19 protein-coding genes are annotated in these 22,699 nt (G+C 48.0%); 5 read left to right on the forward strand and 14 right to left on the reverse strand.

Annotation, left to right across the window (positions count from 1 at the left end):
* Positions 1 to 86 precede the first annotated feature (86 nt).
* From ABIC22_RS06960 to ABIC22_RS06990, 7 genes are all read right to left on the reverse strand, one after another.
* Positions 87 to 530 carry a chemotaxis protein CheW gene (locus ABIC22_RS06960; RefSeq protein WP_354479639.1) on the reverse strand — a complete coding sequence of 148 codons (444 nt, stop codon included), beginning with the start codon at positions 528 to 530 and terminating at the stop codon, positions 87 to 89.
* A gap of 530 nt (positions 531 to 1,060) precedes the next feature.
* Positions 1,061 to 2,008: an aminopeptidase gene (locus ABIC22_RS06965; RefSeq protein WP_127539215.1), complete on the reverse strand. Its 948-nt coding sequence runs from the start codon at positions 2,006 to 2,008 to the stop codon at positions 1,061 to 1,063.
* 116 nt (positions 2,009 to 2,124) lie between these two features.
* Complete coding sequence (locus ABIC22_RS06970) at positions 2,125 to 4,089, reverse strand: alpha/beta fold hydrolase (RefSeq protein ID WP_354479643.1); 1,965 nt, start codon at positions 4,087 to 4,089, stop codon at positions 2,125 to 2,127.
* Positions 4,090 to 4,148: 59 nt separating this feature from the next.
* Positions 4,149 to 4,769: a TetR/AcrR family transcriptional regulator gene (locus tag ABIC22_RS06975; RefSeq protein WP_354479646.1), complete on the reverse strand. Its 621-nt coding sequence runs from the start codon at positions 4,767 to 4,769 to the stop codon at positions 4,149 to 4,151.
* A 407-nt stretch (positions 4,770 to 5,176) separates the two neighbouring features.
* On the reverse strand, positions 5,177 to 6,478 hold the full coding sequence (locus ABIC22_RS06980; protein ID WP_154896601.1) for an extracellular solute-binding protein: 1,302 nt from the start codon (positions 6,476 to 6,478) through the stop codon (positions 5,177 to 5,179).
* Between the two features lie 581 nt (positions 6,479 to 7,059).
* On the reverse strand, positions 7,060 to 7,896 hold the full coding sequence (locus tag ABIC22_RS06985; RefSeq protein WP_095291844.1) for a carbohydrate ABC transporter permease: 837 nt from the start codon (positions 7,894 to 7,896) through the stop codon (positions 7,060 to 7,062).
* Positions 7,897 to 8,778 (reverse strand): carbohydrate ABC transporter permease, encoded by an 882-nt coding sequence (locus ABIC22_RS06990; protein ID WP_095361509.1) that lies wholly within the window; start codon positions 8,776 to 8,778, stop codon positions 7,897 to 7,899. It lies immediately after the preceding gene.
* Positions 8,779 to 8,921: 143 nt separating this feature from the next.
* Here ABIC22_RS06990 and ABIC22_RS06995 point away from each other — a divergent pair, with 143 nt between their 5' ends.
* Genes ABIC22_RS06995 through ABIC22_RS07005 form a run of 3 tightly spaced genes read left to right on the forward strand, consistent with a single transcriptional unit; the run spans position 8,922 to position 12,866 of the window.
* Positions 8,922 to 10,751: a cache domain-containing sensor histidine kinase gene (locus tag ABIC22_RS06995; RefSeq protein ID WP_354479651.1), complete on the forward strand. Its 1,830-nt coding sequence runs from the start codon at positions 8,922 to 8,924 to the stop codon at positions 10,749 to 10,751.
* 5 nt (positions 10,752 to 10,756) lie between these two features.
* Positions 10,757 to 12,391 (forward strand): response regulator, encoded by a 1,635-nt coding sequence (locus ABIC22_RS07000; protein ID WP_354479654.1) that lies wholly within the window; start codon positions 10,757 to 10,759, stop codon positions 12,389 to 12,391.
* A gap of 4 nt (positions 12,392 to 12,395) precedes the next feature.
* Positions 12,396 to 12,866 (forward strand): AAA family ATPase, encoded by a 471-nt coding sequence (locus tag ABIC22_RS07005; protein ID WP_354479656.1) that lies wholly within the window; start codon positions 12,396 to 12,398, stop codon positions 12,864 to 12,866.
* A gap of 23 nt (positions 12,867 to 12,889) precedes the next feature.
* On the opposite strand, the gene ABIC22_RS07010 is transcribed toward ABIC22_RS07005, so the two are convergent.
* Positions 12,890 to 13,837, reverse strand: coding sequence for an arsenic resistance protein (locus tag ABIC22_RS07010; protein ID WP_354485883.1), 948 nt, complete (start codon positions 13,835 to 13,837; stop codon positions 12,890 to 12,892).
* A 225-nt stretch (positions 13,838 to 14,062) separates the two neighbouring features.
* On the opposite strand from ABIC22_RS07010, the gene ABIC22_RS07015 reads away from it, so the two are divergent.
* Positions 14,063 to 14,821, forward strand: a complete 759-nt coding sequence (locus tag ABIC22_RS07015; RefSeq protein WP_354479659.1) for a tryptophan-rich sensory protein — start codon at positions 14,063 to 14,065, stop codon at positions 14,819 to 14,821.
* 89 nt (positions 14,822 to 14,910) lie between these two features.
* Here ABIC22_RS07015 and ABIC22_RS07020 read toward each other — a convergent pair.
* From ABIC22_RS07020 to ABIC22_RS07040, 5 genes are all read right to left on the reverse strand, one after another.
* A protein-coding gene (locus tag ABIC22_RS07020; RefSeq protein WP_483312531.1) for an IS3 family transposase occupies positions 14,911 to 16,073 on the reverse strand; the annotation gives its coding sequence in 2 pieces (ribosomal slippage) (positions 14,911 to 15,809 and positions 15,809 to 16,073; 1,164 coding nt in all).
* Between the two features lie 147 nt (positions 16,074 to 16,220).
* Positions 16,221 to 16,595 (reverse strand): RidA family protein, encoded by a 375-nt coding sequence (locus tag ABIC22_RS07025; protein ID WP_095291831.1) that lies wholly within the window; start codon positions 16,593 to 16,595, stop codon positions 16,221 to 16,223.
* A 72-nt stretch (positions 16,596 to 16,667) separates the two neighbouring features.
* A complete protein-coding gene (locus ABIC22_RS07030; protein ID WP_354479662.1) occupies positions 16,668 to 17,348 on the reverse strand; it encodes an oxidoreductase in 681 nt (226 codons plus the stop codon).
* A 25-nt stretch (positions 17,349 to 17,373) separates the two neighbouring features.
* Positions 17,374 to 18,534, reverse strand: coding sequence for an MFS transporter (locus ABIC22_RS07035; RefSeq protein ID WP_354485885.1), 1,161 nt, complete (start codon positions 18,532 to 18,534; stop codon positions 17,374 to 17,376).
* 205 nt (positions 18,535 to 18,739) lie between these two features.
* Positions 18,740 to 20,155, reverse strand: coding sequence for an ATP-binding protein (locus ABIC22_RS07040; RefSeq protein ID WP_127539204.1), 1,416 nt, complete (start codon positions 20,153 to 20,155; stop codon positions 18,740 to 18,742).
* Between the two features lie 232 nt (positions 20,156 to 20,387).
* Here ABIC22_RS07040 and ABIC22_RS07045 point away from each other — a divergent pair, with 232 nt between their 5' ends.
* A complete protein-coding gene (locus tag ABIC22_RS07045; protein ID WP_127539203.1) occupies positions 20,388 to 21,041 on the forward strand; it encodes a phosphatase PAP2 family protein in 654 nt (217 codons plus the stop codon).
* Here ABIC22_RS07045 and ABIC22_RS07050 read toward each other — a convergent pair.
* A complete protein-coding gene (locus ABIC22_RS07050; protein WP_154896593.1) occupies positions 21,034 to 22,557 on the reverse strand; it encodes an HD domain-containing phosphohydrolase in 1,524 nt (507 codons plus the stop codon). The genes ABIC22_RS07045 and ABIC22_RS07050 overlap by 8 nt on opposite strands.
* Positions 22,558 to 22,699: the final 142 nt, after the last annotated feature.

Genomic DNA, 22,699 nt, shown 5'->3' on the forward strand with positions numbered 1-22,699 from the left:
AAAAATGTTCCTTTTCCCCTGAACGGGATTAGGAACATTAGGATTTTGTGCAGGTACTCACCTGCTAGTCAATGACAACAAACGATTTATTCACCTAAACTTGTCAGCATGCCCAACAATACTTCCAGGTTCAAAATTCCCGCTGTATGATCCGGGGCATGTCCAATCTCTTTGAATACACCTGTCATGAAACGCTTATGCTCTTCTGCAGGTTCTTCAAACCGATCGTAGGTCACCACAGAATCCACCGTGTCCACAATTAGAGGCACATATCCTCCTTTATATGGCACGACAATAATACGCGTAGAAGCATCGTCTTCTTTATCCGGCATGCCCAGCAGAACCCGCAGACTAACGACGGAAACCACCTTGCCGTGCAGAGAGCCAAAGCCTCTGATCTCCGGACTGCCGAACGGAACCGTTGTCACGGGAATCATTCTGATAATCTCATGTACTTCCTCAATGCGAAGCGCGAAAAACTGATCTCCAACTGTAAAATTAATGTATTGAACTTGAGCTTCCTCATTCATAGTTGTCCCCATACCCTCTCACTTTTAAAGGTTACTTGGTGTATCGGCTATTTTCCACGAAATATTTAGAGCTTCACTGATTTTGGCGGCTCTCGCCTATTTCTTTGCTCTTTAAACCATCAAGCCCCTGCTTGCCATGAAAAATAGTGCCCAGTCAGTCGTTTTAATACGGAAGATAAATAAGATCGATATAAAGTAAACTAACGAATGTAAACTACATCAAAAAGACCAGAGATTGGCTATATGCCAAATCTCTGGTCTTTTTTGCACGTGACACTGTGGATAACTATCCATATTGGCTGAAGAGAGTGAAATTCACGCCAAAATGATCAAGTTATACCCTATATGTGGATAAGTTGTGCACATATTGCACACAGTTTGTGGATAAATGAGCATAAGTATGTGGATATACAACAATTTGATGTGGACATGTTGTGTACTTGTTTGTAAATCTCACGTAAAACCTTAAACATCTACTTCATTTATCCCTCATTGTGGACACACTGTGGATTGCAGCTGTCTTTATCTGATTAATTAACCAGTTCGCCTCGTCTCATAATCAACTTGTCATCAATATAGACATCAGGCTTCTGCACTACTGCATCGATATGCACTCCTGCCGCAATCGTCCCTCCGAATGTGTTGTTACTGCCAAAGGCAACGTGGATCGTTCCATACACCTTCTCATCTTCCAGAACGACTCCCGTAATTCGCGCCTTATTGTTGGTGCCAATACCAAATTCGCCGAGATAACGGCCATCCCCTTCGCCCAGCATCGTCAGCAGCTGTTGTCCATCCGGACCCTCCGCCGAAACCAGCCGGCCTTCTTCTACCTTCAAAGTCATCGGTTCACGGACTGCTCCAATTCCCGCAACAGATCCATCTACGACAATGCTGCCTTCACCTATTCCTTCAACCGGTGCAATGTAGGCCTCCCCTGAAGGCAAATTGCCCGATTCACCTGGGTTCAAATACATCCCTGTGCTGGGTACTCCGCTTCGATCCTTGATGGAGAAGGACAGACTATGCCCTTCCTTTTCAATCCGGACCTGGCTGCCCTCAGTTAATAAAGCCGTAACCTTCTCGGTCAGTGCCTTCACCTGTGGATATTCGGCTGTAATGGCACCATTCATGAACATATCCTCTGTCATGCCTGGCATGGTGGCGACACGTGTACCTGATGCAGCGGCCTGTTTCCGGGCCTGTGTATGGGTTAAGGAGTATCTTGTTACGCATACGGCTACATCGGCTTGGATCATAGCTTGTGCAATTGGTGCTGGCGGTTCTTCCCCAGATCTGCTGCGTTCCGCCATAATCATCAGCACGGATTCCGCTCCAAGTGCTTTCCCCGCTTCATAAATGGATTCTGCAAGTTCCCTTTTGGCATCGTCTGCCACAACCACGAGATTCTCTCCCTCACGCAGTCCCAAGCATTCGATTAATACATTTTTACTGATCTCCACACGCTGCTGATTCATTTCACTAATCTCTCCTGTCATTGGTAAAACCCTTTATAGTTCTAGACGCTTGAATGAAGCCTTTGGCAATCTGTAGGGGAATCCTGCACATTCCCACCTCGTACTGAAAGTTGAAATCAATGTTTCGGATCCGCCCATTTGACGAGAATTGCTGCCGTTTCCTGGTATTGAAAGACCGGAAAGTAGTGTCCATAAGGGACGTCGATTCGTTTACACTGTGGATTCAACTCCTCAGGGTAGTGATAGTCCGTATCTTCGCCAGCCCATACCACCAATGTACTATTGGCAATGTCTGCCCGATTCCACGTGCTTCCCCCAGAAGTGAAGGTGCTGCCTTTTATTTTGCCGGAGTAAATCCATCGTAGCAAGTCGGCATGTGCTCCCGCTATTCGGGGGGACTGCAGACTGGACCTGATTCTTCCTGCCAGTGCAGATACCGTAATGCTTCCTTCAGCTTGAGTGCTGTTTGGATTTAACATGTGCCGCCAGCTTTTTTCCGACCTTCGGCTGAGGAGGGTACGCATCATTCCTCTGGGCAAACGGGAGATCCACCGCAGCATGTTTGGATTCGTATTGTGAGCGACAGGCTGAAGCAAACCAAGACGGATATCCATTCGTCCGCTGCGCTGCATCGCCGCAGATGCAATCGCCGCACCTATGGAATGGCCTACCAGCTTCATCGGACCTTCAAACTTGCCAATGGCCGTAACCAGTTCATCCACCTGGCCGTCAAAGGCCTCCTCCCCTTGATGTACAGCCGAACGTCCGAACCCTGCCAGGTCGACAAGCCAAACCGGATTTCCAGTCAGCTGATGGAGCTCTTCTCCCAAAGGAAGCATTTCATCTGCACAATTCAGCATTCCATGCACGATCAGCCACGGCTCACCTTCGCCCTCCCAGCCAAGCGCTGCCAGGTTCCCTATCCGGGTTCGAGTCCAACCGGAAGAGAGATTTTCGTAAGGTTGAAGGCTCAGGCGATAATCCAGATCCGCCGTAACCGATGGAAGCTGCTCCCGGATATCGGGCCATGTTTGACCCATGCGTTTAAATAAATCTTCCGTCTCTTCCACATGCCATATTCTCTCTGTAATAAAGGAAACCGATTCTGCAGGGACACCGCTGATCCGTGCCCCTCCTGATCTCATTGCGAATTGCATCCAGGAAAAGGGCACAGCCCATTTGGGCTTCGGCACGTCCAGCTGCTTCGCAAGAAGATGAAGAAGTTCCTTCATATTGGGACTGGTTTCCTTGCGTGCCAGAAGCGGATAGGTCCCGCCTGTTGGGACTGCCTCTTTGGCCAGGAAGACCAGAGTCCGACCAACCACATCATTCTCCACTAACGGTAACCAATAAGACGAACCTCCGGGTACAACCGGCATAAGTCTTTTTTGCATCGCCTGGATAAGCAGCCCGATACCGCCTGTTTGCTCAGTCTCACCTGTGGGGCGCGGTCCAACGACTGTGCTTGGGTTAACAACAGAAAGTGGATATTGATTTGTTACAGCATGCTCACGGAGGTACAGATCGGCGTGGAACTTCATTTCTTCATATGCACTTTCATTCGGGGCCACCTTGCCAGTGGGGATGTCTTCACCTTTCTCATTACGAAGACCATAGGGACTCATGAATCCAACGATGTGAATGAAATGCCTCAGACCTCTTATCTGCTGAATCTCTTCAGCCAGCCCGGCAACCTCTCGTGCTCCATTCATGAATATCTGTTCCGCTACTTTGCGCCCCAGGGTGACATCCATCGTTCCTCCAGCATGAATAATGACGTCTGCTTCCAGCACGCGCCTACGATCCGCTGCAGTAAGACCGAGTCCCTCCACCGCCAAGTCTCCTTGTACAAACGTAATTCTGCTGAAATCCGATATTCCGTATGAAGTCAGGCCTTGTCTGGCTTTGGATTCTGAACGGACAAGCAGCAGCAATTGCAGATTTTCATCGACCAGCTGCTTCACTGCCTCCTTGCCAATAAATCCGGTGCTGCCTGTCATAAAAATAAGGGATGCAGCCATTGAGTCCTTATGGGTAAGCATCTGGTCAGTTGTTTTTAAGTATGTAGAATTCACGTTCATTTTCTCTCCTCCTAATTAGAACCACGTAGTACTAATTAAATCCAAAAAAAGAGCTTCGCTTAACGAAGCATCTGACAAAATGTACGTACGGATTGTTCTATAATCCCGGTATCCCGCGCCGTCTCAGCCAGAACCAGAGATCCTTCCAGTGCGGCGACAAACAGCGAAGAAACCGCCCCTGCATCCATGCCTTCACGGAATTCTCCACTGTCCACCCCCTGCTGAAACAGCTTCTCGATCATGGGCTGCAATTCCCGGAAGAATCGGGAGATACTGGCCTTCACGTCGGGGGCACTAGCGGGTGTCTGCATATAGAGCGTTATAAAAGGACAGCTGCCTTCGAAATTGCGCCCTTCAATGCCTGCCGATAACGCGGCTATAAACGAGTTAACGCGCTCTTCGACGCTTCTTTCCCGCTGACTGAGCAATATATAGACTTGTGACTCATACTGGGCGATCCAGTATTGTACCACTGCCTGAAGCAGTTCCTCCTTATTTTTAAAATGATAATAAATATTGGACTTGGACACCCCGCTCGCCCGCACAACTTCATCCATGCTGACATAGCTGTATCCCTGACGCAAAAATAACTGCGCTGCCACTTCGACCGCCTTGGTCCGGTTGACCGGATTGGCATTTCTCGGTTTGGCAGAACCTGAGCTTGATGTTTGATTTATCATATTTAGAACTATATAGTACTAAATACTTCATTGCAAGTTTTCTTTTTTTAGAATAGGACACGAGCCATGACTTATACACAGCTCTCATCCATATGTAGACACTTATGCACAAAGGATATCCACATATAGTATCAAGTACTAGGCTAAAGTTTTAGCTTACCTATTTATATTCATTGTTGTTATCCACAATCGAAATACAGATAGCCATTTTATCCTTTCCGGATGGTTCTCAAAATAAAAAAATAGGCCAACCAGAACGATATTCTGGCTGACCTATTGAATGAGTCATGGTAGTGGATTGTCGAACGGAATTAGATGGCCTGTGGATATTGTTTTCTGTGGATAACATTTAGTGATACTGGTCCATCTCCTATCTCCACTTACGTATAAACGTCATTCTGAAATTTTTACTTTTTCAGACTGTCCCAGTTTTGCTGCAAGGCATCAAGCAATCCGGCTTTATCCGATTTGCCTGCCACATATGCCTGGATGGTGCTGCCGTACTCCTGTGGAACACCTTCCGGGAAGCGGTTGAAGTTCCAGCTTAACGTTTTGTTTTCCTGACTGTACTTCATGATCTCTGTCGCCAGATCGCCCAAATCCTCTTCCGAGGCCTGAATGGAGCTAAACGCCGGGATAAATTTGAACTCTTTGGTCATGTACTGTTTCCCGATATCCGATGTTACGAGCCATTCCAGGAATTCCTTCGCTTCTGGCTTCACTTGCGAGTTTTTGTTTACAACCCAATAGTTAGGTACGCCGACAAACAATTTATCATTCGGTTCATTCGTAATTGGCATCGGCAGAATACCGAGATTCAGGTCGGGGTTGATTCCATCAATCTGCACTTGAGTCCAGTTCCCTTGCTGCATCATCGCTGCTTCTCCGCTTGCAAACAGGGTTACCTGTGTATTGTAGTCGGTAGTAAGCGGGTTTTTGTTGCTGTATTTCAGCGTTAAATCGAGCAGGTTCATCCAGTCTGTGAACACTTGGTTGCCCGGAATTTTCTCTGTACCTTCATTTAGGCCTTGAATGAATTTTACCGGATCTGCCTGATTCGCAAATGCAACGTTTACGTTATGATTGCCAAGCACCCACCACTCCTGATATCCGTTCGAAAACGGTGTAATGCCAGCTGCCTGAAGTTTCTGAGCTGCCTGATCCAACTGTTCCAGCGTTGTTGGAATTTCAGTAATGCCTGCCTTTTCAAAAAGGTCTTTGTTATAAATGAATCCGTAGCCTTCGAGTGCCAGCGGCTGTCCATAGAGCTTACCGTCTTTGGTCATTGGCTCTTTGGCCACTTCAAGCACATCCTTAGCCCAAGCTTCACCCGACAGGTCTTCCAGATATTCAAGCCAAGTGTCCAGTTCGCGGTATCCGCCAACGTTGAAAATGTCCGGCTGTTCGCCTGCGGCAAATTTGGCTTTCAGTGCTGCACCGTAGTCACTGCCGCCACCAACTGTCTGAATGTCCAGCTTGATGCCCGGATGCGAGGATTCATACTCTGCCTTAAGGCGGTTAAGCGCTTCCGCAATTTCGACTTTAAATTGAAAGATTTTGATGGTTTTGTCCCCTGCAGCAGCCTCTCCTCCGCCCGTTTGAGCATCCGTATTGACCGGACTGCCGCTCTTGTCCCCGTTGCCACAACCTGCGAGCATTACCGAAAAAGCAATCAGCATGAGCAACGTCAACTTTGTCATTCTTTTCATACATACACTCTCCCTATAGTAGTTTCTGTTTACCAACTTGTTGGTTTGATTCAGCCACATGGGCGCAGGCAGCGTCTAACGAACTGAGCGCATGCTATCTGTCTTTGTTTCTTCAGGTTTGCAGTTTAACGAATTATAGAGACGTTATTTCGGAGATTTTTGGGTTCTGATGCTTGTTGATACCTAAATAACGTTACTGGGGTTCGTTAATCTTTGCATGCCCTGATTACTCACCTTTTAAGATGCGCTAGGTTCTTAAGAACTTGATTCTAGTGTAATCCCTCATTTCTGCCAAAATGAAGCTCCCCTCTTGCCCTTGCTTACCTCTTGGCCTTACTTATTCTAGCTCTACATCTTTTAGCTTTTGGCCTTTTCCTCCAGGAGTCCCGGTCCGAGCTATCCGGGCGCCTTCTCCCCTTCACACCTCCATGCGAGGTGGAGCGGAGGGAGCATGATGCGATGGAGAAGCGAAGCGTTCGCCTTTGATACCCGGTGGCTTCCTTGTCTCAATTCATCCTGGCCACCGGGGAGCAACAGCGATCGAAGGCGCAACATGATCCCGGAGCGACCTACTCTCGCACCTACCCCTTAACTGATCCAGCGGTAATGCCCTGAATAATGTACTTCTGCATCAGCAAGAAGAAGATAATGATTGGCATGATGCCCAGCACCAAGGCAGGCAGTGCCAGATCCCATTGCTTCGTATATTGACCGAACAGCGCAAAGGTCGCAATCGGGATCGTACGCAGGTTGGAACTCTGCAAGATCAGGGATGGCAGCAGATAGTCATTCCAGATCCAGAGGGTGTTTAGGATAATGACCGTGACATACATCGGCTTCATGAGCGGGAAGACAATTCGGAAGAATACCCCGTATACGGAGCTGCCATCCACCCGAGCCGCTTCTTCAATCTCAACCGGGACCGATTTAACGAACCCATGGAACAGGAACACCGACATGGGTGCACCAAATCCGAGATAACAGATAATTAATCCGCCCAGACTGTCGATCAGGCCAAGATTACTGGTTACCGTAACGAGTGGAATCATGATAGACTGGAACGGAATCACCATGGCGGCAATGAACATGCCGAATAAAATCCGGTTGAAGCGGGTATCACTTCGAACCATCCGGTAGGCAGCCATGGAGCTGATCAATACAAGCAGCAGGTTGCTGACCACTGTAACGATAAGCGAGTTCATCAGTGCCGAAGGGAATTTGATTTTCTCCCAGGCGTTTGCATAGTTCCCCCATTGGAAGACTTCCGGCCATGCTGCCGAATTGGTAAGCAGGTCACCAAATGTTTTGACCGAATTGACAAACAGGAAATAGAACGGAACTAGGAACAGAAGTCCAATCAGTACCATGATGATCTCGGTTATGATCGTACTGAAGCGGTAGTTTTTCGTCGTTTCCATCTATGCCTCTACCTCCTTGCTCTTCGTCAGACGGACCTGAATCATCGTAATGATCGCAACGATCACGAAGAAAATGAGTGCTTTTGCCGTACCAATGCCGTAACGGTTGTTCACGAATGCCTCGTTGTAAATGTTGAGTGCAACGGACTCCGTTGATCCAAACGGTCCACCTTTGGTCAGTGACAGATTGAGATCAAACATTTTGAATGACCAGGAGATCGCCAGGAACAGACAGATCGTTACCCCAGGCATAATGAGCGGTAGAATGATGCTCCGCAGTACCTGCCAGCGGCTTGCTCCATCAATTTCAGCGGCTTCCAGCAGATCCGGCGACACATTGGTCAGGGACGAGATGTAGATGACCATCAGATACCCTGCGGTCTGCCAGACAAATACAATGACGATTCCCCAGAAGGCGGTCGGCTCGTCTCCCAGCCAAGGGAGGTTGAAGAAGGACCAGCCGGTCACGTCGCCAACTGCTGAAAACCCTTTCACAAATATGAACTGCCAGATAAAGCCGAGCAATAGTCCACCAATCACGTTAGGCATAAAAAAGATTGTGCGCAGAATGTTTCTCGTCTTAAGCGGTTTGGTCAGGAAGTACGCCAGGAAAAAACCGATGATATTGGTTAATACAACACCGACCACCGTAAAACGTACCGTGAACCAGAACGCTGTTTGGAACTTGGGATCATTCGCAAAAATATGAAGAAAGTTGTCGAACCCTACCCAATTGATATTCTCTGACACCCCGTTCCAATCTGTAAAGGAGTAATACATTCCCAGCAGGAAAGGGACCACGATGATGAGAATAAAGAACACGATGGAGGGACCCACGAACACCAGCTGCTGTAACAGCTGCGAAGATTTGCGATGCTTCATATCGTTCTCCCCTTCTATAGATGGATGGAATTGGTCTCTTTTTCTATTAAACCCCAATATTCCGGTTGGAAACACTGACCCTCGTGAACAGTTGGGTGTAAAATATTGTCCTCTCTTATCCTGCAACCAGAAGGGGTGTCCCAATGTCAAAATACTACAGCATTCGCACCAAATTAATCGCTTTCATGCTCATAGCCACCACACTTCCCCTGCTGGCTTCCATCAGCATGACATTCATCCAGACCAAAACAGCCCTGCGCGAGCAGGCCGTTGCCGAGAACAAACGTCTCATCTATCAGGCATCCACCAACCTCAACAACTATGTGGATAATGTGGCACGAGCATCACTTGCCGTATACAGTGACCCTAATTTCCTACGTAATCTGGCAAAAATACCTGGCGATTATCGCGCAGTAGCAGAGGTGTATACAACGCTGCAGACCATTCGCTCAGCTGTACCGGATGTGTTCCAGCTCTATTTGCACTCGTTTGCAGCCAATCAATCTACCTTAATTATGAGCCCTTTTCCAAAGCGGGAGGAACGCAAACAGGCCTATTCCGATACCCTCCATGGAAAAACAGGTGGTGAGAGCCCGGATATATGGGTAGAATCAGCACATATGAGTCATACTTACGGCTTCAAGGCAGCTTCCGCCGATGATCCTGCACGAACAGTAATTACATTACATCGTGTAATCAAGGATGTTCCGTCAACCGAGCGCCTGGGGGTGCTCGCCATAGACTTGAACATGGATACCATAGCGGCCATCTGCAGCAGGCTGTACGATCCGGAGAAGGAACAAATCTATGTCGTGGATGGTCAGAATCAGATCATATACCAAGGTCGTTCTGAGATCAGTGGAACAGATCAATTAAGGCAGGAAGCATCCAGGGAGCTTGATGCAGCACGGACCGGAACGGGAACAAGCAGCACCGCTGCAGGACATTTTGAACAAGAGCATTCCATGTATGTCTATCAACAAATGGGCAGCACCTTTGCCGACTGGACGATCATCAAACAAATTCCGAATGAGACGCTATATGCCAGGGCTACCACACTGACATGGAATAATGCCATGATTGCCATTGCTGCGCTTCTGCTCGTTATCGTGGCTACCTTGTTTATCTCGATCCGCATAACCGGACCACTCAAGCAATTAATGCGATATATGAATCAGATTCAGGCAGGACGTCTGCATGTAGACATTCGGCTTAAGAGCCAGGATGAGATTGGAGTACTTGCGCGTCATTTCCGGGATATGATGGATACGGTAAATAACCTGATTTTGCGAGAATACCGACTGGAGATTGCCAACAAAACCAACCAGCTCAAAGCATTACAGGCGCAGATCCATCCACATTTTCTATACAATACATTGCAATCCATAGGCACACTTGCCCTCCAGCATCAAGGGCAGCGGGTGTACGTGCTCCTATCTTCCCTCTCCAAAATGCTGCGTTACAGCATGCGGGACCAAACTCGTGTCACCTTGCGAGAGGAAGCCGAGCATGCAAGGTTGTATCTGGAGCTTCAACAGGAGCGGTTTGGCGACCGCCTTGAGGTACAGCTTGATTTTGCCGAAGATACGTTACGCACCGAACTGCCGAGAATGACCCTGCAGCCATTGATTGAAAATTATTTCAAGCATGGGGCGGATGTCCAGCCAGGTAAAGGATTCATTCGAATAAGCAGTCGCAGGACATCTGACCACTGGATTGAAATTCAACTGGAGAATAACGGACCTCCCATACCAGAGGAGAAGTTGTCCGAGATTCAGGGATGGCTGAGTCTGATTCACACCTCTTCCGGACTTGCCGCTCAGGATTCCGACCCATCGGAATCCATCGGCCTACGGAATGTGATGCGCAGGCTCCAACTGAACTCTCCGCCGGAGCATACGGCTATGCTGGAGATCAGCAACCTGGAACCAAACGGTGTCATAATTAAGCTCAACATTTACGCGGGGGAGTGAACAACATGAAAGCACTTATTGTTGATGATGAAAAGCACGTCCGCGACGCAATCAGACTGCTTGGGCATTGGGATGACCTGGGGATAGATACCCTCCTTGAAGCCGCAGACGGTCATGAAGCCGCAGCAGCGATCTCTTCCCACCAACCGGAGATTGTTCTTAGTGACATGCGCATGCCCGGTCAGGATGGCATGGCCCTGCTGGAATGGATATCGGTTCACGCTCCGCAGAGCAAGGTACTGGTTATCAGTGGGTATGACGATTTTGAGCTTGTCCGGCATGCGATTCGCTACGGGGGCATGGATTATCTGCTCAAGCCCGTAGAAGCGGATGAGTTGAATGCCTCCCTATCCAAGGCCGTGAGTGCTTGGCAGGAAGAAGAATCCGCCCGTTTGCAGGCAGCACGCCAGTCCATTGTGGTCAACCGCATGCGTCCCCATTATCATGACAGGCTGCTGACAGAACTTGTCGCCGGACGCGGCAATGGGCATGCTCAGATTCAGCGGCTGCGGGATGAGCTGAATCTCCCGGTTAAGGCTGGAAATTGCAATATTGCTGTCACCAGCCTGTCCCATCTGGATGCAGAATGTCTGGCCAAATACCGCAGCCATCCCGATCTGCTTGTATTCTCCGTTCTGAATATTTGCGCCGAGATGTTATCCACACCTGAGGAAGGCGTAGCATTCCGCCACTTGGATCAGCCTGATGAGATCGTATTATTGCACTGGGGAAGTTGTACCGCTCTTGGCCCCTTGCTTGAGAAGATAAACGCTGGATTGCAGCAAACCATCCAGCGCCGGCTTCACTTTGGTGTCTCCGCGTGCGAATCCTATCCTTCCGGTATTGCGGCTGCCTATCAGGAAGCCAGCCTCCGGTTATGGAGGCGTAATACGCTCCAGAACGGTCAAAGATTCCACGATTCTCTAGAGACTTCCTCAGGGAATACTAAAGGGTTACGTTTAAATGCTTATGAAGAATCCATGCGACTTGCCTCGATTAGTGGGCGTGCTTCCAGTGTAGCCCATGCTGTGGCAGAGTGGATCGAGCCCATAACGCAGCTTCAGATCATCTCCGCCGAACAGGTTCATCAGTGGATGGAAGAAATGGAATGGATCCTTGGGCGGTGGCTTGATGATGCGGCAGACTCTCCGCCAGCAAGCGATGAGGATGCAGTAGAGGAACAGTCTATCCCCTTTGCAGAATTACCACTGGACTCCGAAGGGCTGCTGTCCTTGCCTCTGCTTCGGTCTCTGCTGGAACAGCGACTGCTGGCAGCGGGGAAAGCTCTTACTTTTCACCCTAATACCCATTCTGATCCGATGACCGATATTGCGCGCTACACTGATGCCCATTATCAAGAGGATCTGTCCCTGCAGCAGATCGCTGCACGGTTCTATCTCAGCCGAGAGTATATATCTCGCAAATTCAAACAGCAGTTCGGTTTGAACTGGTCCGAATATCTGGGGAAACTGCGAATCAACAATGCCAAACTGCTCCTGCAGAATCCTTCACTACGAATCGTTAAAATTTCGGAAATGGTTGGATACCAGGACGAGAAGTACTTCAGCAAAGTGTTTAAAAAAATGGAGGGCATCTCACCTGGTGAATACCGTAAAACCTTAACGGAGGCGAATTCCTAGCCATATGAGAAGAGTAATTTTGATTACAGGAATGTCGGGTACCGGTAAGTCAACAGCCTTGGCCGAACTGGCCCGGAAAGGACATCGTGTAGTGGATACCGATTACGGGGAGTGGAGCGAGAACGCAGACGGCACCGGTTGGTTATGGAACGAAGAACGGATCATGGCACTTCTTACGGGGCATACCGAAGGAGCTCTGTTTATTTCGGGTACAGTCTCCAATCAGGGGAAGTTTTATCCCATGTTTGATGCAATTGTCTTATTAAGTGCAACACTTGATGTTATTTTGGAACGAGTATCTTCCCGTCACAACAATCCTTACGGAAAGACTCAGGCTGAACGGGAAGAGATTATTCATTATGTGCATACGGTAGAGCCGCTGCTGCGTGCCGGATCGACGTTTGAGATCGACACCCGCAAATCCATTGAGGAAGTGGCTCGCGAACTTGAAGAGATAGCCACCTCTCCATATTAACGAAGGATATCCTGAATCATACCTCATTTATCTCTTATGAAAAATGAAGGCACCAAACGGATGTAGATTAACTCTCCCGCTAATTCGACAATGGTTTGGGTTACGATGGCTGCAGCAGCTATTGTAGCCCATTCTTCCGGGAGTGCAAGCGCCAGCGGCAGCACGACGAGTGAATTCCGGGTCGCCGAGCTGAAGATCAGCGCACGTCCGGCACCGATGTCCAATCGGAACAGAATTGCCACCAAGCGGGACAGAAATGGCATCAATATCAAAAAAGACACATAAACAGGTATGGCATTCACGACAATAGCAAAGTCTGAGTACACCTTGCCAATCTGCGAGGCAACCACCACAATTAACGCCAGTGCCATCATCGGAACTGGCAGCCAGGCTGCTGTATCCATCAGCTTTTCCCCAGCCGCTCTCCCCTTTGACCACACTTGAGTAAGGATTGCCAGGATTAATGGTATAACAATGAGAACCAGGAATGCTTCTGCAAACGGCCCCACTTTCATCAGCTGGGCTGCCTCTTCCCCGGTCAGTATCCACAAATACAAAGGCAGCAATACCATTTGCACCACGAACAAGATTGGCGTTACAGCCAGCATAAGCTTTTCATTCCCGCGTCCTAGCTGGGTAAAAACAATGACATAATCGATGCATGGGGTTAGCAGCACCAGGTACACGCCGATGAGAACCGCAGGCGATTGCGGGAATATCCACGTTAGCAGCGATACGATCACAGGTACAACGACAAAATTGGCCGTTAGAACAGCACCGATAAACCTGAGATTGGATAACGATTGTTTCAACTGCAAAAAAGGAATCTGTGTAAACATACTGTATAGCAAAATGGCCAGCACGGGTGAAACAGTGTCATGCAAAGCCGATCCCCATTCAGCGTTTCCCAGGCCAATGGCTGCACCAATAAGCAGTGCAACGATATAGAACCAGGTTTGTTGCTTCTCCATGGTCTCTCTTGTAAGCACACTTCATCCTCCTTATTTGGGGCATATTCTTCTTTCATTACGCGTACATTGGACAGAGCATGGATCATGGCGCAGTAGATATGGGTCATCCCATCATGCATCCGGTGAATTTTTTGCGGCCTTATTAGAATGTGGAAGAATTGGGTATATTCATTGTAGACTGACCCGCGGTTCATTTATTCTTTTGTAAACCAAGGAGGATGTACAATGTCTCGTAACAATCCGTACAAATGGTTAAATGCGATTGGCTTTATCGCAGTTATCGTTGTGAATTACCTGTCCAATTCTCTACCCATCGGCGGGAGGACCAACAAGGAAGTATCCGATATGTATCCCGTGCTGCTTACACCTTCAGGGTACGCCTTCTCCATCTGGGGATTGATCTATCTGCTGCTTGCCGGCTTCGTAGTTTATCAGTTTCTTCCTTCGTCGTGGAAAAGGGATTCCATCACCCGTCTAGGTTACTGGTTTCTGGCAAGCTGCGTCTTTAACGTAGCTTGGATCTTCGCTTTTCAAAATCTTCAGACAGGCCTCGCCCTGCTTATTATTGTATTGCTTCTGCTGTGCCTGATCATGCTGTATCTCAAAACGCGTGCCATCACCCTCCCGACAACGGCGGAGATTTGGCTGGTTAAGCTGCCGTTCAGCATCTATCTCGGATGGGTCAGCGTGGCGACCATTATTAACGCGGCTGTTCTACTATACAAAATCGGCTGGGATGGTTTCGGTATCAGCGAACCTACCTGGACAATTATTATGCTAATTGTAGGTCTTGTGCTGGCTGTATTCGTGAGCTTCCCTTATCGGGACAGCATCTACCCGCTTGTGTTTACCTGGGCATATATTGCCATCGCACTTAAGCAGAAAGACGTTTCCTCCGTTTATTATACGGCAATTATCCTTGCAATCGTGCTTGCGATCTATGCCGTATATCTCTTCTTCGCCCGTAACCAAGACCGTGATTAAGCGGAAAGAGTCCATTGTAAATGTCGTTGAAAAAAGCCGATTCCGGTGGTCATAACCCTGTCAAGTAGACAGTACAAAAAAGACAAGATTTAAGCTGCGGCCGTTTCCCGGTATTCTACCGGGGAACGGTCGTTTAGTTTTTTCTGAAACCGGTTTTGGTTGTAAAACAGTATGTATTCACTCACTTGCTGCTCAACCTCTGCTTTGTTTGCCGCCTTATTCAAGTATATTTTCTCGGTCTTTAAATGAGAGAAAAAAGACTCAATGCAAGCATTATCTAAGCAATTTCCACGCCTGGAATGACTGCCTAGTATGCCGAGCTGGTTCAGTTTACGGTTAAAGGGCTTCGACGTATATTGAAATCCTTGATCCGAGTGTAGGATTATGCCACTCAGATCCACGTGCTCACGGAGTCTATCCAGCGTTTCATGAACCAAAGCAAGGTCATTTCGTTCAGAAAGATGCCATGCAACAATTTCGTTATTGTATAAATCCTGAATAACAGAAAGATACACAAAGTGTTCTCCAGCTCGAATATAGGTAATGTCCGTAACCAGCTTCGTTCGTGGCGTATCCGCACGAAATTGGCGATCCAGCCGATTCGGGTTCACCACAGAGGCTTGTTTTCCAAAGAATCGACGTTTTTTTCGAATGACCGAACAGATGCCTAATTGTTTCATTAATCGGTACACCTTTTTATGGTTGACTCGGAGGCCTTCCCGGCGTAAAGCTACGGTCATTCGAAGATAACCAAAGTAGGGATGCACGCGATGGATGGCAAGCAAATGGGATTCTAGTTCATGTTCCTTGTGTCTACGCTCGTTTGCCGCTGCTATGCTTTTTCTCCACTTGTAATAACCCGAGCGGGAAACCGCAGCTAACTTCAAGAGCCAAGCCAGACCATGGCGTGCTCGTAGGTCCTCAATGATTTGAAATCTGGCCGCTTTACTCGTCACTCCTTGTGTAGATTTGGATACTGCTTTTTTAAGTATTCAATCTCCGCCCGCAAGTACGCCATCTCTTCTTCCATACTGGAAAACTTGGTTCTAGGGCGTCCCCGTTTGGACGTAACAGGCTCCAGACTCATTCCCTGTTTTGCTTTTGCTGCCCACACTTGTACCTGAGATTTATTTTGAATATCTAAACGTGTCGCTACTTCACGTATACTCATATGTTCTTCGTTGACCAGCCGGACTGCCTCCAATTTCAAATCCAAAGAGTACCGTCGGAATGTTTGTCCTTTTTTAGCCATGAAAAAATCCCCTTCGTTTACATGATTAAATTCATCTTAACAGATGTCTTTTTTCTCATGTCTACTAAAAGGGGATAATACCACCGGTCAACTCATTCGGAATCGGCTTTTTATGTATTCAGACACTCAGAAAAGGGTGCTCCCGTTCTATTTCAGGGCGATAACTTCGATCTCCACAAGCGCATCCTTCGGCAAACGAGCTACTTCAACCGCACTGCGTGCCGGGTAAGGCTGTTCGAAAAATGTGCTGTATACTTCATTCACAGGAACAAAATCATTCATGTCTTTCAGGAATACCGTCGTTTTTACGACTTTATCCATGCTTGTGCCTGCCGCTTCCAATATTGCTTTTACGTTACTTAAGGACAAGCGGGTCTGTTCCTGAACATCTGCGCCGAACTCTCCCGTTTGGGGATTCAGGCCAAGCTGACCGGATGTGTAGACGAAATCACCTGCAGCAACAGCCTGGCTGTATGGACCGATAGCACCTGGAGCCTGATCTGTAGAAATTGGTTTTTTCATGGGCTGGTTCTCCTTCATGTTCTCAAGTTTTGAAGCTTATTATACCATGATCCTCTCCTGCCAAGAAACATCTCAGGAATTCTCTGTTCCAAGTGCATGAATCACTTCATTGGAGTAGACATGGTTGCCTTTGGCCCTGACAAGCGCAATATTAATCATAGCCCTGGCGATGGTTGAAGCATGTATTGCACGGTACTTGGCAGCTTTCCCCTTCATCCAGCGATCCATGAACGTCATCAGGCGGGCGGCAAGCTGTTCTCCAACACGCTTTTCTCCGCGGTCACCCAAAATCAGAGAGGGTCTAAAGATATGCAAAGAGCGGAAACCAACCGAGGATAGAGCTTCCTCCATCTCCCCTTTGGTTCGACTGTAAAACACTCCCGAGCCCGCATTCGCCCCCATGGAGGAAATCACCAGCATCTGGGACACCCCTTGCTCATTCGCAAGTTTGGCTGCCTCTATCGGATAGTGAAGATCGACCTTGCGGAAATTTTCCTGACTGCCTGCTTTTTTGATCGTCGTGCCCAGACAGCAGTATAAGTCATCCATGGGGTAAAACAAATTCTTGGCGTCTCCCAGTTGATCCCAATCCACCACGTACTGTTCAAGCTTGGGATGATCGAGGTCCAGTCGCTTCCTGACCAAAATACGAACTAATCCATATTCGGGTTGCTGAAGCAAACTATGGACGAGCAGGCTGCCCACCAGACCCGTGGCCCCGATTACAAGGGCCTTTCGCCCGCTAATTTCCATACTCATCCCTCCATTTCATCTGTGATTACGATCTCAGAAGTACCCGGCGTCCCAGCGTAAAAGCAAGAATCAGCATGGTAACACCAATACCTACCTGAAACCCATAGGTAGCCATCCAGGTTAGCGTCTCCGGCCACTCTTCCATTTTCTCATACAACCAACCGCCAATCAGCGGTCCGAGGAACGACGTTACGCCCGTTAAGGCTGAGTAAACAGCGACGAACATCGGTCTCTCACTTTTCGGTGTATCTCCGATCGTAAAGTTGAAGGCCAGCTGGTTAAATCCTCCGACACCGATACCTAGAAAGATATGAGACAAAAAGAGCGCGATCAAAACAGGCATAAACGACATCAAACCCCAGGACAGACAAGAGAGTGCGATGATTGGCAATGTCCAAAACAATAAGGTTTTGTTGCTGAATCGTGCGTTCAGATTACCCCAAATATAGAATCCGGCCATCATGACGATGGTCTGTACCACCGTAATGAGAGAAACCATCTGATAATTAATGTTAAGCAAGTCAAGCATTACATATGAATACAGCGGAACGATCAGAGTCTGAATCCATAACCAAACCGCCAGAAATAGGGCAGCCTTCAGAAAAGACCGATCCTGAAACGGCTTCTTCAGCATCCGCCAGAAAACCGTCTCGGTCGAACGTTCAAAGGGGACATCCGGATAAAAGAAATAGATAACGATATTCGCTATCGCACAGATCCATACTGGAATAAACAGAATCAGGAAGCCCATCTCGCCCGGAAAACGGTCCAAAACGATACCTCCCACAAACAAGCATACGCTTCCAAGTGCATTCAGGATCGTATTCCGAATGCCGAAATAACGTCCCCTCACTTTGGCATGTACGATGTCCCCAATGAGAGAGGTCCAGATCATGCCCCCGATGGTATTGGATATGAACGCAACCGTGTACATTCCAATATAAACGCCTACCCACCACTCTTTCGGGAAGAGAAATGGAATTAATCCAGTGGCGCTCCACAAGATGCGATGTACTCCAACGAATAACAGCAGCATGCGTTTCCGGCTGCGAATACGCTGCATCCAGAAGGCTGCTCCAATCTGGGCGATATTCACAAACGTGGTTATGGCGAGTACAAAACCGATGTGTCTTGACCCGGCCCCAAGGTACAGCAGAAATCCCGTTAAGAATGGTCCACCCAGCAATGTTTGCAATATAATTGCCGGTACACCCTCCCATGTTGCGATCGATAAGTTGATACGTTGTGTCGAACCCTTGCGACGTTTGCCTGCAAACGAGGGAGGGTTAACCTTGACCATCTTCTGTATGGGGATACACTCCTTAGACCGGGCTGTGACTACCGGTCGATGCTAGTTATCACCACAAATTCTACTCCCAGCAAGATGGTTGTCAACTCATTTTTTCATGGCTTAAGGGAAGGTAAAGCCGGAAGGTACTTCCCTCGCCTTCAACACTTTCAAGCCGAATTGATCCGTCCAGCAAACGCGCCAAATCCCGGCTGATGGACAGGCCAAGTCCTGTGCCGCCAAATTTACGGCTGATCGATCCATCGGCTTGTTGGAAAGCTTCGAAAATGGAGTGGTGCTTATCTGCAGGAATGCCGATTCCCGTGTCTTTGACCGAGAAAACCAGCCATTTCCCCGAACGTTCAGGCTCGTCCACTTGTTCGGTGCTTACCGTCAATTGTACGGCTCCCTTATGCGTAAATTTGATGGCATTGGACATCAGATTACGCAGAATTTGCTGCACACGCTGTGGGTCAGACCACATGGTCTCCGGTACGTCAGGCGATTTCTCCATCAGCAGCTGAATTCCTTTTTTCTCAGCCACCAACTGGAAGTGACTCATTACATCTTCAACGAGCTGCGACACACTAAAATCCTCATAAACGATATCAAGCCGCCCAGCCTCGACTTTTGACAAATCCAGAATATCGTTAATCAACGTAAGCAGTTCTTGGCCGGAATGGTCTATCATCGCTGCAAACCGAGCAATATCCTCCTGGTCCATCGTATCGCTGTTTTCACTAATCATCTGGGCAAAGTTAATCACACTGTTGAGCGGTGTTCGCAGCTCATGCGACATGTTGGCGAGAAATTCGGACTTGTACTGCGAAGCCAGCATCAACTGCTTGGCTCGCTCTTCCAGTACAATTTTGGCCCTCTGCAGCTCTTCCTTCTGCTCAGACAATAAGCGGTTGGTACTTTGGATCAGCAGAATCCGATTCTGTTCATTCTGGAAGTCCCGCAGGATAAAAGCAAAAATAAGACTAAGTAAAATACCGGTAGGAAGCGTGTAGGGCATAATATGGGAGAAAAAATACGTTGGAGGAACGACGCCAAGCAGGGCAATATTGATGCTGTTGACGACATTGACGATCACAATAACCAGCACACCCTTGATAATGAGTCTGTAGTCACTGCGTCTCATCCATATATTTAACCCAGCACATACCACACCAAGGATGGTCATGATACCCAGCGCCGCGAGCGTAGCTTCATTAATACCAAAGGTCAATCGGGTCAAGCCGATCCCGACACCAATAATAATTAAACTATAGGACTGCCTGAAAGTCAGAACAGCAATGATTAATGGAACAAACCGGAGGTCAAAAATCACTTCATCGGTTAACTGAAAGCCAAATACCGTACTAATCCAACCTGCGAAAATAAGAACCAGTACAGAGCTCCATTGTTTAAATCTGGAGGATGCACGTATCACAATGTATTTATAGAACACACTAGCCAGATAGGCTATGGTGATGAGCATCCCCATATTTAATACGAACATCTTAGAAAATTGCATTCACTCACTCCTGTTGTCCCGATTTTGTTCGTAGACACACCATTGTCCGTATGTACTTCTATCATATCATGCCCATACAGCCTTCGACATTCTTGGAACATCAAAAAAATACACAAAAATACACAAATCCGGATTCAATTTGTGCTCGAAACATAGTAGAATATAGTGTTGTTTAATTTATCGCTGTGATCCACTTCCTTGACGGATTTGGATTGAAAGGAGAAACGTTGTAGTGCAAACGTTAAAAAGCAAATCCTACTGGCTGTCATTAAGCTTGATGCTTTCTCTGGCTGTCATGGGACTGTTATATGATGTTCTTAACAACCCTGAGCGCGGATTCGCCGTGCTCAACTCACCGATCGATCGGCTCATTCCTTTCGTACCCGGAATGTCCCTTCCTTATTTGGGCTGGTACCCATTTGTGTTCGGTGTATTGGCATACCTCTGTGCCAAAGACAGACTTACCTATTATCGCGTACTGCTGTCCATGAACATCTGTGTCTGGATCTGTTATCTGATTTATTTCAACTTTCAGACCAGTGTTCCTAGACCAGAAATTACAGGTACAGGTCTAGGCGCATCCGTCCTGGGATGGCTCTATAGCCAGGATCGCCCTTATAATTGCTTTCCAAGCATTCATGCACTACATTCCTATCTCGTTATGCGAGCGGTTCTCTCGGTACAGAGCATTCGCCGTTATGTCAAATGGCTGGTAGCCGCTGGCGCAACGCTGATTGTGCTGTCCACCCTGCTGATTAAGCAGCATGTGATCTATGATGCTCTGGGTGCAATCGTCCTTGGTGAGTGCATCTTCACCATTATTACCGGACTGTCCTTACACCGGCGGCGCCGGAAAGGGTCAAAGTGGACCGAGGGGATCAACTGACCCCTCGCTCCGACGAACCGTGGAGATGCTCTTTCCTTCTCCACTCTTCTATAAACAAGCCTGCAAAATAAGGGTCCCATTGGGTCCCTTTTCCTTCTTCCAGGATAGATAGCGCTTTCTCATGACTCATGCCGTTTCGATATGGACGATCCGAGGTCATGGCATCAAAGGCATCCGCAACGGCAATAATCCGCCCGAAGAGTGGAATTTCGAGGCCCGCTTTGCCATCCGGATACCCTTTTCCATCGTAACGTTCATGATGAGACCGCACACCCGGCAAAAAATCAGCCATTGCATCCATCGGTTCGATCTGTAATAAAATGCTCTCGCCCAGTACCGGGTGGGTCTGAATGATTGCGAATTCTTCCTCACTCAGTTTCCCGTCCTTAAGCAAAACCTCATCTGGCACTCCGATTTTACCAATATCATGAAGAAGCGCGGATTTGTACAGCAAATCGGCTTGCTCCTCACTCATACCACTCAGTTTGCCGATCATGAGTGAATACTCGGCCACCCGCATGGAATGTCCGGCCGTATACTTATCCCTCGCATCAAGTGCAGCAGCCAGCGTGGAAAAATAGCTCTGCAGCAGCTGCCGATTACGTTCCTGCCTCATCTCCAGCCGATTAATCATCATATTAAACCCGGAAATAAGAGCCGAAAATTCATCTGCATACAGGTCAGGCGCTCTTCTGCCCAGATCCCCTTCCTGAATTCGGTTCATCTCTTTTGTTAATTCTGCAACTGGATCACGGACATCCCGGATCAGCAGCCAGCTGCCTACCAAGGCAAAGCCAGCCCCCAGCACAACAACGATGATCCCCCACAGGATATACTCTTTCGCAAACTCCTGATCCATATACTGAAGCCTGATAAATGTAGCCAGGAAAAACAGAAATAGCGGAAATAATCCAATGAGGGCCGTGCTCAGCTGAAATTTCCGCTGAATGGATACGAGTACACGTCCTCCCAATGACGGCTCGGTGCCATATTGCTGTTTACCTCGCCGGCGGGCCTCCATCAGAAGCGGTCTAATCGCCCGAACCGTCAGGAAATATTCAATTAACGCATGCATGATGGCAATCAAAATGGCACAAGCCGCTGCCACGGCAACATAGTTTGTCGGAAAGTCCAACCAACCCACTGTAAGCATCCATAGAGTTAACCCTGCAGCTGGCAATGAAAATCCCAGCAGATGGGGCCCCATGACCCTGTAGATGGTCCGCCCCGGAAAACGGTGTATCACCTCATACATTCGGCTCAATTCTGCCCGCTCGTAACGCTCCTGAGCAAAAAACTGCCTGATTGGTCTAAGCTGAATTCGTAAAGCTATACCTTCTGCAACGAACATAAACAGAAGGGAAATAAACACAATCATAATCAAATATACAAGCTCAGTAGTTGGTATTTGCAAGGTAGAGACCATCACCACAGTACCAACAACAAATACGGCTGCGAGTGAGCCTACCAGATAATTGCGCACCAGACGAAAGATAAATGAACGGTATATCTCCACCCAAACCCCTCACTCTCTATGTGCAACCAGTTCTCCCGATTAATGTAAGGGGAGATTCAGGGTATTGCCTTTATTTTTTATCGGTCAAGCCGCGTCAAAAAATTAATGATCTTCACAATCATTCATCTCTGGCATATTACAC

Origin of the sequence: Paenibacillus sp. PvP094, assembly GCF_040546835.1 — a bacterium.
Lineage (GTDB): Bacteria > Bacillota > Bacilli > Paenibacillales > Paenibacillaceae > Paenibacillus > Paenibacillus illinoisensis.